Origin of the sequence: Limnohabitans sp. 2KL-27 (assembly GCF_001269345.1) — a bacterium.
GTDB lineage: Bacteria > Pseudomonadota > Gammaproteobacteria > Burkholderiales > Burkholderiaceae_C > Limnohabitans_A.
Genome location: NZ_CXOP01000002.1, coordinates 894,022 through 907,946 on the forward strand (window position 1 = coordinate 894,022; position 13,925 = coordinate 907,946).

A 13,925-nucleotide genomic window follows, 5' to 3' on the forward strand; every position below is an offset into this window, starting at 1 on the left:
TTAAACCCTGTGCGAGGCGTTTTGACCGACATCGGTGGATTCAAATGATCCGCCCATGTCGCCACCAGGCCCAGGCGCAGCCCCAGCACACCAACAGCATGCCGAGCAAGGCGCACACAGCGGAGACTTCGGTGCGGCGGTGCTTTTTGAGCACGATCTTGCTGCTCAAAGATTGGTAAATCTGCAGCAGGTCCTGGCGGTTGTCGGCGCTGAAGTATTCGGCGCGGGTGATCTCGGCGATTTTTTTCAGGCTGGCCTCGTCGAGCTTGACCCGCATTTGCATGCCCTGGGCCTTGAGCACAGTGCCCTGCGCTGTGCCCACACCCACGGTGTAGACACGCACCCCCAGATCGGCAGCCACCTGGGCCATTTTCAGGGCGTCAGGCCCCACATTGCTCTGGCCATCGCTGAGCAAGACGATGGCCGCTGCGCTGTTGGAGCCGGGCGGCACTTTGGGCAGGTTGACGGACTTGGATGGCAAGGCGTTGGATGGGGAGCCGGGTGGGGCGGTCGTTGACCCGTCCAAAGGCTTCCCTGCTGGAGTTTGAGGGCTGGCTTCGCCGTCGATCAAACCACGCACGTCCAGGCCCGAGCCGGGCAGCATCGCATGCAGCGCGATCACAATGCCGCTGCCCAGGGCCGAGCCTGGCTGCAGACTGAGTTGATCGATGGCTTGGATGATCAGATCGCGCTGGTCGGTGGGGGCTTGCACCAGCGCAGCCGCCCCTGCCACGCTGACCACGCCCAATTTGACCTGAGCAGGCTGCCCCAGCACAAAGCTTTTGGCGGCAGCTTGTGCCGCTTCGATGCGGCTGGGTTGCACATCGCTGGCCCGCATGCTGCCCGAGCTGTCGATGGCCAGCATCACGGTGTCGATGCGGCTGGGCAAGAGCAAGATGGCCTGGGGTCTGGCCATGGCCAGCAGCAAGCCCGCCAGGCCCAGCCAGATGAGCAGCACAGGGGCGTGACGTGTGATTCGCCCGGAGGGAACGCCAGGGCCCGAGCGCGCCTGGGCCGCCGCGGGCCAAGCCCGCTGCACGCCGCGTGCTTGCCATGCGATGTACAGGCCCAGCCACACAGGCAAGGTGGCCAGCAGCCACAACAAACGTGGCCAGACAAACTGGATCGAGTGCCATTCAGGCATGCGCGCCCCCCGCCGCCATCGGCCGCGTGCTTGCGGCACTGAGCTGGCTGGCGCGTTTGCGCAGTTGTGCAAAACGCAGCAGAGCCTGGTCCAGTGCTTCGTCGGTGCTCAACTCCAGGCAGTCCACGCCAGCGCGGGCCAGGCTGTCCAGCAAAGCCGCTTCACGGTCTTGGGCGTGTTGTGCAAAGCGCTGGCGAAAAGCCGCATCGTTGCCATCCACCAGCAGTTGCTCACCCGACTCTGCGTCTTGCACCAGCAGCATGCCGGTGTTGTCAGGCCAGGCCATCTCGAGTGGGTCGTGCAGGCGCACAGCCACCACTTCATGGCGTCTGGCCAATTGGGCCAGGGGTTTTTCCCAGCCGGTTGGGCTGATGAAGTCCGACACCACAAACACGGCCGAGCGGCGTCGCAGCACCGACTGCGCCTGCGCCAACCATGGCCCCAGCGCGCTGGTCTGCACGGCCTTGGCATGGGTTGGGGGTGGGTCTGCGCGCAGCATCTGGTGCACGATGTGCAGCAAGTGGCGTTTGCCAGAGCGCGCGGGCACCACGCTGTGGGCGCGCGCTTGCCCCGTGAACAGCATCAGTCCCACGCGGTTGCCGTGTTGAGACAGCAGTTTGGACAACACGGTCACGATGCTGCAAGCCAGTTCGCGCTTGCTGGTGGGGCCCGAACCGAAGGCCACGGAGCCAGACAGGTCCAGCACAAACCAAGCGGCGATTTCCCGGTCCTCCTGATGTTCACGCACATAGGGCGTTTGCATGCGCGCGGTCACGTTCCAGTCGATGTGGCGCACGTCATCATGGGCTTGGTATTCGCGCAGATCGGCCAGCACCAGTCCACTGCCCCGGAACAGGCTGCGGTAGTCACCTTGCAGCTGTCCATCGAGCCGTTTGAGCACGGTCCATTCCAGTCGCTGCAGCCATTGCGCTGCATCGGGCAGGCGCGTGTCGGTACCCGCCGAGCCCGCGACCGGGGCCTGGGGCTGGTCTGGTCTGGCTGCGGCCTCAGTGGGTGGTTTGCGCAGAAAGCTGAACATGGCGGTCCAGGGGTTTGTCGGGGGCGGGCACGGCCTGGAGGATTTTCAAAATCAATGCATCGGCTGTCATGCCATCGGACAAGGCTTCGTAGGTCAGCACCAAGCGGTGGCGCAACACATCGGGCACCAAGTCGATCAGGTCTTGGGGCAGGGCGTAGGGCCGACCGCGCAGGAAAGCCAATGCCCTTGCTCCTTCGATCAGGGCGATGGTGGCGCGAGGGCTGGCACCAAAACTCAAATAGGGCGCCAAGTCGGGCAAACCGCAGCGCAGGGGATCGCGCGTGGCGGCCACCAGCTTGACCGCGTACTGAACCAGAGCCGGGTCCACATAGCCTTGGCGGCACTGCGCTTGCAGCGCCATGAGTTGTGCCGTGTCGGCCACGGCCGCTGCGGTGGCGGGCATGCCGGTGACGCGTTGCACGATGACGAACTCTTCTTCCTCCGTGGGGTAGCCCACCAGCACCTTCATCATGAAGCGGTCGACCTGCGCTTCGGGCAGAGGGTAGGTGCCTTCGGTTTCGATGGGGTTTTGTGTGGCCATCACCAAAAAGGGGCGGGGCACCGCATGGGTTTCGCCCGCAATCGTCACTTGTCGCTCCTGCATCACTTCAAGCAAGGCGCTTTGGACTTTGGCTGGGGCCCGGTTGATTTCGTCGGCCAGCAACAAGTTCGCAAACACCGGCCCCAGCACGGTGCTGAATTCGCTGCTTTTTTGGTTGTAGATGCGGGTGCCCACCAAGTCGGCGGGCAGCAGATCGGGTGTGAATTGGATGCGCTTGAAGCTGCCGCGCACGGCCTGTGCCAGGGTGTTGACGGTGAGGGTTTTGGCCAGACCCGGCACGCCTTCAATCAACAAGTGGCCTTGTGCCAAGATGGCCACCAAAATGCGTTCGAGAAAGGCGTCTTGCCCGACCACCACGCGCTTGACTTCGTAGAGCACGCGTTCCATCAGGGCGGCGTTGACGGTAACACTTTGGGGCGTCTGGCCTTGGTTCCAAGCCAATTCAGTGGGGTTCATGCGCAATGCCTTTCAGGATTGGGGGTGGTCTGAATCAGAACGGCGGCATGCCCATGCCACCACCGGCGCTTTCGATGGTGGCTGCAAACACGATGCCGATGAAGGTGCGGGCCGAGGTGGGGTTGAGGATGGCGGTGACAATGCCCACCACCTCTCCGGCCATGTTGATGAGCGGTCCGCCCGAGTTGCCGGGGTTGGCGGCCGCATCGGCCTGGATCAGGCCACGCATCACGGGTTTGTCTTTGGCGCCAAATTGCCGGTTCAGCCCTGAGACCACACCGGCCGAGACCGAGGGTCCGATGCCAAAGGGAAAGCCCACGGCCACCACCTCGTCACCGGGCACAAGGTTCTGGCTGCTGCCCAAGGTGGCGGGCTGCAAGTCGTCGGGCAAGCGTTGGGCTTTGAGCACAGCCAAGTCGTTTTCAGGCTGCACGCCAATCACTTGCGCATCCGATTCCAGTCCATCGGCAAAGGTGACCTTGATGCGTTTGGCGCCCTGCACCACATGCAAATTGGTGAGGATCACGCCTTCTTCTGAAATCACCACACCCGAACCCACACCGCTGTCTTGCAAACCACGCTGGGGGTTTTTCTGGTCTTCATCCTGGGTGCGCACATGCACCACCGAGGGGGCAATCAGCTGAGCGGCGCGGGCGGCCCGCGAGGGCAGGTCCTGGGTGTTCAGGGTGTGCAGCACTGCCGCGTTGATGTCGTCTTGTGTGAGCCGCTGTGGTGTGCCGACTTGCCGGCTCAAAGCCCACATCAGTGTGGCTGAGAGCAGGGCGCACAGCAGCAAAGCAGCCCAAAGAGGCAGACGCACAAAGCCCTTCAGGTCGATGCGGATGGGACTGGAGGCCGTTGTGTGTGATGGGCTGGGTGCGGCCGCTGAGGCGGGCGATGAAGTCAGCCTCTGGGCACCTGGTTCAAGCTGCTTTCGGCTGTAGAGTGCGGCGCGTTTCATCGTCGTTGGGGCCTTCGGTGATACAGTGGCCAGACTTCATCGCCCGCCACACACCATGCACTTTATCTGGCCTGAGCTGCTTTGGCTATTGTTGTTGATCCCCTTGTTGGTGGTGGGGTACATCCGGGCTTTGCGACGCAAACGCACCATGGCGGTGCGTTACCCCAGCTTGAACCTGATTCGGCCTGCATTGGGTCCGGGACACCGGATCCGCAGACACATCCCCCCCGCCTTGCTGTTGTGTGCCTTGTCGCTCGTGTTGCTGGGTGTGGCCCGGCCCAGTGCTCGGGTGACCCTGCCTGCAGATTACCTGACCCTGGTGCTCGCCATGGATGTCTCGCGCAGCATGTTGGCCGAAGACGTGCCGCCCAGCCGCATCGTGGCCGCCCAGCAGGCGGCCAAATCCTTTCTTCAGGAACTGCCCGGTCATGTGCGCGTGGCCGTGGTGTCCTTTGCAGGCAACGCCCAGCTGGTGCAGGGCGTGACGGACCAAAAAGACCTTTTGTTGGCCGCCATCGACGGCTTTCAGTTGCAGCGGGGCACCGCCACGGGCAGCGGCTTGTTGGTGGCACTCAACACCTTGCTGCCCGAGTCGGCCATCGACTTGGAGTCGGTGTTGTACGGCGCCGAGTTCAAGTCCGGCAGCCTGGTCGCCCAAGGGGGGAGCTTGGCGGGGCGATCGCTGGACCAGCGACCCGCGCCAGCGGCGGCCGAGGGGCCCAAGTCGGTGCCTGTGGGCTCATACACGGCTGGGGCGGTGATCTTGTTGTCCGATGGTCGCCGCACCACAGGGCCTGACCCGGTCGAGGTGGCCAAGTGGGCGGCCTCCAAAGGGGTGCGGGTCTACACCGTGGCTTTTGGTACGCCCAATGGCTTCATTCCGGGCTTCGAAGGTTTTTCTTTTTACGCCAAGGTCGATGAAGAAGCCTTGCAAAAGGTGGCCGAGACCACGGGCGCTGAGTTTTTCAGGGCCACCAATGCCAATGACTTGGCCATGATTTACCAGCACCTGTCGTCCAAGTTCACCTTGGAGCGGCGCGATACCGAAATCAGCGCTTTGATGGCGGCGCTGGCGGGCGTGTTGGTGCTGTTGGCCATGGGCTTGTCCATGCGCTGGTTTCGCCATTGAAGGGGGCGCAGGCCCCACGCGGCGTGGGGCCCGCAAGCCGCTTGGGGCATGCGTTGAAGCTCAGCCCTGCTAGAGCCGCTCGTTTTGCGGAAACATGAACTTTTTGGCGTCCGCGTCCATCTCGGTCTTGAAGGTGTATTTCGCTTTGAACGCTTCGGCACGCTGGGCCGCTGGACGGGCGTTGACCCCATCGAGCAGGCGTTTGATGTGGGGGTATTGCGTCCAGGTGGCATCACCCGTGCCCAGCACATAAGGCAGCATGCGGGCCCAGCCCCACAGGGCCATGTCCACCACGCTGTAGTGTTCACCCAGCATGTAGGTGTTGTGCGCCAAGTGCTTTTCCAGCACGGTCCAGTGGCGGTGGGCTTCAAAGTCGTAGCGGTTCAGGGCGTAGTCTTTGGGCTCGGGCGCGGCGTGGCGAAAGTGTACCGACTGACCAGAAAAAGGCCCGATGCCGCTGGCAATGAAAAGCAGCCAGGACAGGGCCGCACCCCGCTCCTTGGCCTGTGCGATGCCGGGCATGAATCTTTGCTCGCGGTCGGCCAGGTACAGCAAGATGGCGTTGCTGTCGAACACGGTCACGTCGCCATCGGTGATGGCGGGCACTTTGGCATTCGGGTTGACGGCCAAGAAGGCGGGCGCGAATTGTTCGCCTTTGCGCGTGTCCACCGGCACGGGTTCAAAGGGCAGCCCCAGCTCTTCGAGCAGCAGGGCAATTTTCATGGGATTGGGGGCGGCGTTGAAGAAGAATTTCAGCATGAGAGGACTCCATCCAAAAGAGCGTGAAGGTCAAGGGGTTCAGGCCAGAGGCCCAGCCTGATGCGAGTGTCACCCAGGCTGGGCTCACAAGGGGCGAGGGGTCAGTCATTTGGGCGACTCGGTGGTCGGTGCTTTGTCACTGCGGTGGCGCAAGGTATTGAGCGGGCTGCGGCCATGCATGGCGCCGCTTGCCCCCAGTGGTCTAGGCCTTCTGGCTTGTTTGAGATGCGCCGTTGTTCGGCGCGGGATGTTCTCAGGGCATCTTCACCAGGGTGAATCAGCCCCCTGAATTCAGTCCGAAAAATGCATGTGGACTTGTCCCAGAGTCCCAAAGTTGGCCCAAGCGCTGTCACCGGGCTCCAGCTCCAGTGGGACCATGCAGGTGCCTGTGGTCACCACCTGCCCCTTTTGCAACGGGATGCCCAGACGCGACAGCTGGTTGGCCAACCAAGTCAGGGCGGTGCGGGGGTCACCCAAGACCCAAGCGCCTGAGCCAGTGCGGCTGTATCGAATGGCATCGCCTTTCAACACTTGGGCTTGCACGGCATGCTGGCTCAAGTCGTTGTGGCGCCACCCTTCGGGTGCGGGTGAGCCCAGTACGAAATGACGCGCGCAAGCGTTGTCGGCCAGCAATTGCGCCTCGCCCGCTTGGGTAAATGGCGCAAGCCGCGAGTCCGGCACTTCGATGGCCGGGTGCAGCGTGGCCACGGCAGCCATCACGTGTTCCTGGCTGTAAAGACTTGTTTGTGGCGGCAGGTCTTGCCCCATGGTGAAGGCAAATTCTGGCTCGGCCACCCGCATGCGGTTGTGCTGGGAGGGCACGCTGGCCCCGCTTGAAAACACTTGGCCTGATAACAAGCGCCCGGCCAGAGGGCCACTCACGTTGATGTGGGCTTGCCCATTGCTGCTGGTGGCAGCAATTTTCCAGCCCACCACAGCCCGGCCGGAAACGGCGGGCAGCTGCGCCTGTGCGGCATAACCGGCCACGCTGGTCATGGGCCTGCAAGCTTGGGGCAGCACTTGAACGACCTGTCCCGATTGCCACAGATCCCAAAGCAATTGGGCAGCGGCGTTGGATGGGTGGCTTGTTGGGTGAGTCATTTTCGGATTGTCCAGCAGGTCAGGACGAGTGACCTTCAATTGTGTGTATAATTTTTGGCTTGACGAATCAAGTCAACCTTTACCGGTGATATAGCTCAGTTGGTTAGAGCGCAGCATTCATAATGCTGATGTCGGTGGTTCAAATCCACCTATCACCACCAAATCAAAAGCCCACAGTTTTGCGACTGTGGGCTTTTTGTTTTTGCGTTCTGGGCAAAGAGCTCAAGCGTTGACAAATTTCGGTGCACGTTTGTTCAAAAACGCCTCCATGCCTTCCTTTTGGTCGGCGGTGGCAAACAAGCCGTGAAACAGGCGGCGCTCGAACATCACCCCGTCGCTCAAGCCGCTTTCAAAGGCGCGGTTCACGCTTTCCTTGGCAGCCATGGTGGCCAGCTGGCCGTAGCCACAAATCATCAAAGCCGCCCCCAGGGTCTCCTCCATCAGCTTGTCCAAAGGCACCACGCGGCTGACCAGGCCGCCGCGCTCGGCCTCGGCCGCGTCCATCATGCGGCCTGTCAGGACCAGATCCATGGCCTTGGATTTGCCCATGGCGCGGGGCAAGCGCTGCGTGCCGCCTGCGCCGGGAATGATGCCGATCTTGATTTCGGGCTGCCCGAACTTGGCGTTGTCGGCCGCGATGATGAAGTCGCACATCATGGCCAGCTCGCAGCCACCACCCAGTGCAAAGCCGCTGACGGCCGCGATCACGGGCTTGCGGATGCTGCGGATGGTTTCCCAGTTGCGGGTGATGAAGTCCTGTTTGTAGACCTCGTGGAAGTTGAACTTGGCCATGGCGGCGATGTCGGCACCCGCTGCAAAAGCTTTTTCGCTGCCGGTGATGACGATGCAGCCAATCGCCTCGTCGGCGTCAAAGGCTTTGAGGGCCAGGCCCAGTTCGTCCATCAGGGCGCCGTTGAGCGCGTTCAAGGCCTTGGGGCGGTTCAGGGTGATGATGCCAACTTGGCCGCCTTCGGTGCGGACTTCGATGTTTTCGTAGCTCAAGGGTTTCTCCATCAGTGGGGTCAAATCAATCGCTGACTATAACCACGCCAGCCATGCTGAGTCTGTCGCTCCGGCGCTGGGCCTGCATAGGGGAAAACATTAACCAACCGTGCGGTCGGCTAATGGTACAGTCATGCATTCTGGAGACCGAAGATGACCGAATCGACCGCAACGGTGTTGTACGAAGCGCGAGGCGCAGTGGCGCTCATCACCCTCAACCGCCCTCAAGCCCTCAACAGCTTCACCCGCGCCATGCACCACGACCTGTGGGCCGCGCTCGATCAGGCCGAGGCCAACCCGGCCATCCGGGCTGCGGTCATCACCGGCGCAGGGCGTGGCTTTTGTGCCGGGGCCGATTTGTCGGACTTCGATTTCACACCGGGCCCTAACCGTGTCGAACGCGCCGATCCCGGCCCGATCATTGAACAAGCCTTCAATCCGAGCACGCGCCGCTTGCAATCGCTGCGCATGCCCACCATCGCGGCCGTCAACGGCGTGGCCGCAGGCGCTGGCGCTTCGATGGCCATGGCCTGCGACATCGTGATTGCCGCGCCCGCAGCCAGTTTCATCCAGGCCTTCAGCAAAATCGGCTTGATCCCTGACGCCGGCGGCAGCTGGTTGTTGGTCGAGCGCCTGGGTCTCGCGCGCGCCATGGCGCTGGCCATGACCGGGGACAAATTGACGGCCGACAAAGCCAAAGAGTGGGGCATGATTTGGGACGTGGCCGACGACGCATTGGCCGCCGCGCTGGCGATGGCCGAGCGTCTGGCGAACATGCCGACCAAGGCCTTGGTCGCCACCCGCGCCTTGCTGCAGTCCGCGACCACCCGCACCCTGTCCGAGCACTTGGACGCCGAGCGCGACACCCAATCGGCCCTGGGCCGCACGCATGACTATTTCGAGGGGGTACAAGCCTTCCTCGAAAAACGCCCCGCACAATTCAAAGGCGAATGATGAGCGATCCCCACACCTTGGCCCGCCGGGTCGGCGAAACCATGTTCGCCGTCGATGTGGCCTCCAAAGACACCATGGGCATGGAACTGCTCGCTTGCGAGCCGGGCCGAGCCCTGATGCGCATGCAGGTCAAAGCACTGCACCTGAACGGGCACCAAATCTGCCACGGTGGCTTCATCTTCACGCTGGCCGATTCGACCTTTGCCTTTGCCTGCAACAGTTACAACAAAAACGCGGTGGCAGCCGGTTGCAGCATCGAGTTTCTCAAGCCCGGTCAACTCGGCGATGTGCTCACCTGCGAAGGTCTGGAGCAGACCCTGAGTGGCCGCCACGGCATTTACGACATGAAGGTCACCAACCAGCACGGCGAAGTGATCGCCATGTTCCGTGGCAAGAGTGCGCAGATCCAGGGCACGGTGGTGCCGACATAAATCAATGCAGAGGGAGCAGGGTTCGCCCACGTTCTCCCGCTGATCCAGTGGAGTTTTCATGAGTCCAAAAGCCTTCCCCCTCGAGCCAATTGAAAAGGCCAGCATCGACGAGCTGCGCAGCCTGCAGCTCAAGCGCCTGCAGCAAACCCTGCAGCACGCCTATGCCAATTCACCGGTGTACCGTGCCAAGTTCGATGCCGCTGGCGTGCACCCCGACGACTGCAAAAGCTTGGCCGACATTGCCAAGTTTCCCTTCACCACCAAGTCGGACCTGCGTGACAGTTACCCCTTTGGCATGTTTGCCGTGCCGCGGGAAAACTGCGCCCGCATCCACGCCTCCAGCGGCACCACCGGCAAACCCACCGTGGTGGGCTACACCCTCAAGGACATCGACACCTGGTCCACCGTGGTGGCGCGCAGCATCCGCGCAGGTGGGGCCAAGCCCGGCGACATGGTCCATGTGAGCTACGGCTACGGCCTGTTCACCGGCGGCATGGGCGCGCACTACGGCGCCGAAAAATTGGGCCTCACAGTGGTGCCTTTCGGTGGCGGCCAGACCGAGCGCCAGGTGCAGCTGATCCAGGATTTCCAATCCAACATCATCATGGTCACGCCCAGCTACATGCTGGCGATTGCCGACGAGTTCGAGCGCCAGGGCATCGACCCCAAGAGCAGCTCACTGCGCATCGGCATCTTCGGCGCCGAGCCCTGGACCAACGACATGCGCGCCGCCATCGAAAAACGCATGGCCATCGACGCGGTCGACATCTATGGCCTGTCTGAAGTGATGGGCCCAGGCGTGGCCAGCGAGTGCATAGAGACCAAAGACGGCCCGACCATCTGGGAAGACCATTTCTTCCCGGAGATCATCCACCCCGAGACCGGCGAACCGGTGGCCGACGGCGAAATGGGCGAGCTGGTCTTCACCAGCCTGACCAAGGAAGCCCTGCCCATCATCCGCTACCGCACGCGCGACCTCACGCGCCTGTTGCCCGGCACCGCCCGCAGCATGCGCCGCATGGAAAAGATCACCGGCCGCAGCGACGACATGATGATCATCCGGGGTGTGAACGTGTTCCCCAGCCAGATCGAAGAGTTGATCTTGAAGCGTGCCGAACTGGCCCCGCACTACCAGTGCGTGCTGACCCGCGAGGGCCCAATGGACGACCTGAAGGTGTTGATCGAGACCAAGCCCGGCGTGTCACCCGAGAGCAGGCAAGCCCGCGCTGCAGCCCAGCAACTGCAGCACGAGATCAAGGTCTTCATTGGTTCGAGCGTGGCCATCGAGCTCAAGCCCGAAGGCGGCGTTGAGCGCAGCCAGGGCAAGGCCAAACGCGTGGTGGATTTGCGACCCAAGTGAAGCCAAGCTTGGAGCAGGCATGCTGCTGCGGGGGCGGCCTCCCACAGGTGCTTTGTCTTAGATGGCTGGCCAGCCTGGAGGCCGTCCTGCGGGCACCGTCAATTTCCAAACGCTCGCTTGCTCAGGCACGGTCAGAGGCAAGCGCAGCAGGCGTTTGTCGCGCGAGACCAGGGCGGTCAATTGGCGCTCTTTGCCCAGCAAGGCGCTCAGCTCGTCGAGTTTGCTCAGGCGCCAGCTGCCGCCGAGCCCCTTGGCTCCCACTTCCAGGCCCAGCCATTCGTCGCCAGCGGCCAGTCCCGCGGCTTCGCCCGCGCTGCCGCGCAGCACCATTTTGACCTGCACACTGCCTGCAGCTTCGCTCACGCGCAGGCCTAGGCGCTGCGCCATGCCCGACGTCTCGGCCTCCACCTGGATGCCATGCGCCGAGAGCAGATCGCGCAGTGGCAGCTCTTGGGTGCTGTGCGCCCAGCGCTGGATCTCGCTCGCCCAGCTGCGGCCGGTCAGGGCTTGGAGCTCATCGAGCAAGTCCTGCTCACGCATGGGCCCGGCCTTGCAGCGCTTCCACAGGCCGCGCATCACGCTGTCGAGCGTGTGGCCTTCCGCTTTGAATTCGCTGCGCAGTGCCAGGTCCAGGCACAAAGCCACCAGCGAGCCCTTGGTGTAATAACTCACGGTGGCGTTGAGCGTGTTTTCGTCCTGGCGGTAGTACTTGACCCAAGCGTCAAAGCTGGCCTGCGACACGCTTTGAACATGCCGGCCAGGTGTTTGCTGCACCTGTGCGATGGTTTTGCCCAGCAGCTCGATGTAAGTGGCATCGTCGATCAGCCCTGCGCGGCGCAACAAAATGTCGTCGTAATAACTGGTGAAGCCTTCGAAAAACCACAGCAGTGGCGTGTAGTTTTCCTGGCTGTAGTTGTAGCGGGCAAAGGCATCGGGGCGCAGCTGCTTGACGTTCCAGGTGTGAAAGTACTCATGGCTGATCAGGCCCAGCAGCGTGGTGTAGCCCTCATGCTTGCGGGGGCTGGCGGACAGACCGGTGTGGCGTGGCAAATCATCGCGCTTGCAGATCAGGGCGGTGCTGTTGTAGTGCTCCAGCCCGCCATAGCCGTCGTGCACGGCGTTGAGCATGAACAGGTAGTTTTTGTGTGGCGTTTTTCGGCCTGCAGCCTTGCCAGAGCCATGCCAGAACCGAATGGCCGCCTCGCAGATTTTTTGCGTATCGGCCAGCAAACGGGCACCGTCAAATGAGGGCAGAGCCCCCGCCACCACAAAGCGGTGGGGCACACCGCAGGCGTTGAAGCTGCCGCTCCAAAATGCGCCCAGCTCCACCGGGCAGTCCACCAGTTCGTCGTAGTTCTTGGCCGAGTACAGACCAAAGCCTTTTTTGTCGGTTTTGACGGCGGTCAGGCCCGTGGCGGCCTGCCAGTTGGGCTGGCTTGGAATGGGGGGCAGTTGCAGCTGGTGCGGCACATGTTCTTGCCCGTGCACCCGCAGGCACACACTCGTGCCATTGAAGAAGCCGCGCTGGCTGTCCAGCCAGGCGGTGCGCACCGAATGGTCAAAGGCATAGACTTCGTAGCTCAGCACCAAGGGCTGCTCGATCTTGCAGGCCAGGGTCCAACTGCACTTGTCCTGCTGCTGGATGGGCACGTTGCGCCGGCCCTGTTTGGCCTGGAGGTGTTGCAAGTTTTTGGAAAACTCCCGCACCAGATAACTGCCTGGAATCCACACCGGCAGCGACACGGTTTGCAAAGCCTGCGGCTGCGCAATGGTCAAGGTGACGCGAAACAGATGCGCATGCAGGTCGGCGGCTTCAACGGTGAAGTGGATGGCAGTCATGTTGCACCCGCCGCCAAAAAGCAGCTCAGGCTGGCCACGGTGGTCAGTTGCAGGCGCATCGGCAGCCAGGGGGCCAAGCCCGCAGCGGGCCAGGTGCGGCGGTCCATCACATAGCATCCGATCAGCACAAAGCCCAACAGGGGCAAGCCGGCGAAGGCGGGCATCATCACGCCCACCCAGGCCAGCAGTGAGGGCACCACGCCCCAGGTGAAGTAGATGCGAGGCGCGTTGGGGCTGATCAAGGCGTTGCGAAAGCCCACGCCCCAATGGATGCCCCCCAAAAACGACACGATCACCGCGCCATAGCCTTGCATGGACAGGGCCACATACGGGTGCAGTTCGGGACCGACCAGCCACAGGCACAGGGCCAGAAATACAAAAGGGATCAGACCGGCGTAACCGAGGCGGCGGATCAGTCGCCAGGTTGGGTCTTCGGTCATAGGTGTGGAAATTGGAATCGTCATTTGATCTCGGCGAGCAATTTTTCAACTTGGGCCATGGGCACGGCGCCGGGCACGCGGGTGCCATCGGCAAACAAGAGCAACGGTGTGCCCGTGATGCGGTTTTTCTGGCCAAAGGCCACGATCGCGTCCACCGCCGAGGCGTCGCAGTTGGCAGTTGGGGGGAGCGTGCCGTTGATCATCCAGTCGTTCCAAACCTTGGCCTTGTCTTTGGCGCACCAGATGTTTTTGGACTTGGTCTTGGAGTCTTCGCCCAGGATCGGGTAAAGGAAATGGTGGATGGTCACGTTGTCCAGTTTTTGCAGGTCTTTTTCGAAACGCTTGCAGTAGCCGCAGTTGGGGTCGGCAAAGACGGCCAGCTTGCGTTTGCCATTGCCGCGCACCTGGGTGAAGGCGGTTTTCAGGGGCAACTGGTCAAAGGGGATGGCTGAGAGTTTGTCCATGCGCTCTTCGGTCAGGTTGCGCTTTTGTTTCACGTCAATCAGTGCGCCCTGGATCAGGAAGTTGCCATCGGCATCGCTGTACATCACCTCGTTGCCCATGCGGATCTCGAACAGCCCGTTCATCGGCGTCTTGCTCACTTCGTCGATCTTGGGCAGGTTGGGCAGCCGTTCGCTCAGGTTTTTTCGGAGGGTCACTTCTTGGGCCATCACACTGCCCAGCGACAAGGCGGTGGTGGCCACGATCAGGGCCCATTTGGAGAGAACGAACTTCATGGAGGGGGCTT

Annotated in this window: 14 protein-coding genes and 1 tRNA gene; 5 read left to right on the top strand and 10 right to left on the bottom strand. The window is 62.3% G+C overall.

Features of this window, described 5'->3' with window-relative positions:
* Nucleotides 1–40: 40 nt before the first annotated feature.
* The 4 genes from LHAB_RS07095 to LHAB_RS07110 are packed head-to-tail and all read right to left on the bottom strand — an operon-like array spanning nt 41 to nt 4,162.
* On the bottom strand, nt 41–1,144 hold the full coding sequence (locus LHAB_RS07095) for a VWA domain-containing protein (protein WP_194943117.1): 1,104 nt from the start codon (nt 1,142–1,144) through the stop codon (nt 41–43).
* Nucleotides 1,137–2,183, bottom strand: a complete 1,047-nt coding sequence (locus LHAB_RS07100) for a DUF58 domain-containing protein (protein WP_090045010.1) — start codon at nt 2,181–2,183, stop codon at nt 1,137–1,139. The genes LHAB_RS07095 and LHAB_RS07100 overlap by 8 nt, the downstream gene beginning before the upstream one ends.
* Nucleotides 2,152–3,201 carry an AAA family ATPase gene (locus LHAB_RS07105; RefSeq protein ID WP_369814105.1) on the bottom strand — a complete coding sequence of 350 codons (1,050 nt, stop codon included), beginning with the start codon at nt 3,199–3,201 and terminating at the stop codon, nt 2,152–2,154. The genes LHAB_RS07100 and LHAB_RS07105 overlap by 32 nt, the downstream gene beginning before the upstream one ends.
* A gap of 34 nt (nt 3,202–3,235) precedes the next feature.
* Nucleotides 3,236–4,162: a S1C family serine protease gene (locus LHAB_RS07110; protein ID WP_090045011.1), complete on the bottom strand. Its 927-nt coding sequence runs from the start codon at nt 4,160–4,162 to the stop codon at nt 3,236–3,238.
* Nucleotides 4,163–4,217: 55 nt separating this feature from the next.
* Here LHAB_RS07110 and LHAB_RS07115 point away from each other — a divergent pair, with 55 nt between their 5' ends.
* Nucleotides 4,218–5,291, top strand: coding sequence for a VWA domain-containing protein (locus LHAB_RS07115; RefSeq protein ID WP_090045013.1), 1,074 nt, complete (start codon nt 4,218–4,220; stop codon nt 5,289–5,291).
* Nucleotides 5,292–5,360: 69 nt separating this feature from the next.
* Here the strand turns inward: LHAB_RS07115 and LHAB_RS07120 are convergent, their stop codons facing one another.
* Nucleotides 5,361–6,050, bottom strand: coding sequence for a glutathione S-transferase family protein (locus tag LHAB_RS07120; protein WP_090045014.1), 690 nt, complete (start codon nt 6,048–6,050; stop codon nt 5,361–5,363).
* Nucleotides 6,051–6,341: 291 nt separating this feature from the next.
* Nucleotides 6,342–7,151: a 2-keto-4-pentenoate hydratase gene (locus tag LHAB_RS07125; protein ID WP_090045016.1), complete on the bottom strand. Its 810-nt coding sequence runs from the start codon at nt 7,149–7,151 to the stop codon at nt 6,342–6,344.
* 84 nt (nt 7,152–7,235) lie between these two features.
* On the opposite strand from LHAB_RS07125, the gene LHAB_RS07130 reads away from it, so the two are divergent.
* A tRNA-Met gene (locus LHAB_RS07130) sits at nt 7,236–7,312 on the top strand.
* 61 nt (nt 7,313–7,373) lie between these two features.
* Here LHAB_RS07130 and LHAB_RS07135 read toward each other — a convergent pair.
* The gene (locus LHAB_RS07135; protein WP_090047770.1) at nt 7,374–8,153 is read right to left on the bottom strand and encodes an enoyl-CoA hydratase; all 780 of its coding nucleotides are present in this window, start codon (nt 8,151–8,153) and stop codon (nt 7,374–7,376) included.
* A 153-nt stretch (nt 8,154–8,306) separates the two neighbouring features.
* Here LHAB_RS07135 and LHAB_RS07140 point away from each other — a divergent pair, with 153 nt between their 5' ends.
* From LHAB_RS07140 to paaK, 3 genes are read left to right on the top strand one after another with little or no spacing between them, the layout of a single operon-like run.
* A complete protein-coding gene (locus LHAB_RS07140; protein ID WP_090045017.1) occupies nt 8,307–9,107 on the top strand; it encodes an enoyl-CoA hydratase-related protein in 801 nt (266 codons plus the stop codon).
* Entirely contained in the window at nt 9,104–9,538 is a 435-nt protein-coding gene (paaI, locus tag LHAB_RS07145; RefSeq protein WP_090045019.1) for a hydroxyphenylacetyl-CoA thioesterase PaaI, read from the top strand. The genes LHAB_RS07140 and paaI overlap by 4 nt, the downstream gene beginning before the upstream one ends.
* A 58-nt stretch (nt 9,539–9,596) precedes the next feature.
* Entirely contained in the window at nt 9,597–10,898 is a 1,302-nt protein-coding gene (paaK, locus tag LHAB_RS07150) for a phenylacetate--CoA ligase PaaK (protein WP_090045020.1), read from the top strand.
* Nucleotides 10,899–10,955: 57 nt separating this feature from the next.
* On the opposite strand, the gene LHAB_RS07155 is transcribed toward paaK, so the two are convergent.
* The 3 genes from LHAB_RS07155 to LHAB_RS07165 are packed head-to-tail and all read right to left on the bottom strand — an operon-like array spanning nt 10,956 to nt 13,914.
* Nucleotides 10,956–12,737: a M61 family metallopeptidase gene (locus LHAB_RS07155; RefSeq protein ID WP_090045022.1), complete on the bottom strand. Its 1,782-nt coding sequence runs from the start codon at nt 12,735–12,737 to the stop codon at nt 10,956–10,958.
* A complete protein-coding gene (locus tag LHAB_RS07160) occupies nt 12,734–13,177 on the bottom strand; it encodes a DUF3429 domain-containing protein (RefSeq protein ID WP_228763377.1) in 444 nt (147 codons plus the stop codon). Before LHAB_RS07160 ends, LHAB_RS07155 begins: the two co-directional genes overlap by 4 nt.
* A gap of 20 nt (nt 13,178–13,197) precedes the next feature.
* Entirely contained in the window at nt 13,198–13,914 is a 717-nt protein-coding gene (locus LHAB_RS07165; protein ID WP_090045024.1) for a DsbC family protein, read from the bottom strand.
* Nucleotides 13,915–13,925 lie beyond the last annotated feature (11 nt).

What these genes read in the sequence shown, in the direction of transcription:
- paaI (WP_090045019.1), top strand. Translation starts at nt 9,104, where the DNA reads ATGATGAGCGATCCCCACACCTTGGCCCGCCGGGTCGGCGAAACCATG.
- LHAB_RS07095 (WP_194943117.1), bottom strand. Translation starts at nt 1,144, where the DNA reads ATGCCTGAATGGCACTCGATCCAGTTTGTCTGGCCACGTTTGTTGTGG.
- LHAB_RS07115 (WP_090045013.1), top strand. Translation starts at nt 4,218, where the DNA reads ATGCACTTTATCTGGCCTGAGCTGCTTTGGCTATTGTTGTTGATCCCC.
- LHAB_RS07100 (WP_090045010.1), bottom strand. Translation starts at nt 2,183, where the DNA reads ATGTTCAGCTTTCTGCGCAAACCACCCACTGAGGCCGCAGCCAGACCA.
- LHAB_RS07155 (WP_090045022.1), bottom strand. Translation starts at nt 12,737, where the DNA reads ATGACTGCCATCCACTTCACCGTTGAAGCCGCCGACCTGCATGCGCAT.
- LHAB_RS07165 (WP_090045024.1), bottom strand. Translation starts at nt 13,914, where the DNA reads ATGAAGTTCGTTCTCTCCAAATGGGCCCTGATCGTGGCCACCACCGCC.
- LHAB_RS07140 (WP_090045017.1), top strand. Translation starts at nt 8,307, where the DNA reads ATGACCGAATCGACCGCAACGGTGTTGTACGAAGCGCGAGGCGCAGTG.
- LHAB_RS07160 (WP_228763377.1), bottom strand. Translation starts at nt 13,177, where the DNA reads ATGACCGAAGACCCAACCTGGCGACTGATCCGCCGCCTCGGTTACGCC.
- LHAB_RS07105 (WP_369814105.1), bottom strand. Translation starts at nt 3,201, where the DNA reads ATGAACCCCACTGAATTGGCTTGGAACCAAGGCCAGACGCCCCAAAGT.
- LHAB_RS07125 (WP_090045016.1), bottom strand. Translation starts at nt 7,151, where the DNA reads ATGACTCACCCAACAAGCCACCCATCCAACGCCGCTGCCCAATTGCTT.
- LHAB_RS07120 (WP_090045014.1), bottom strand. Translation starts at nt 6,050, where the DNA reads ATGCTGAAATTCTTCTTCAACGCCGCCCCCAATCCCATGAAAATTGCC.
- paaK (WP_090045020.1), top strand. Translation starts at nt 9,597, where the DNA reads ATGAGTCCAAAAGCCTTCCCCCTCGAGCCAATTGAAAAGGCCAGCATC.
- LHAB_RS07110 (WP_090045011.1), bottom strand. Translation starts at nt 4,162, where the DNA reads ATGAAACGCGCCGCACTCTACAGCCGAAAGCAGCTTGAACCAGGTGCC.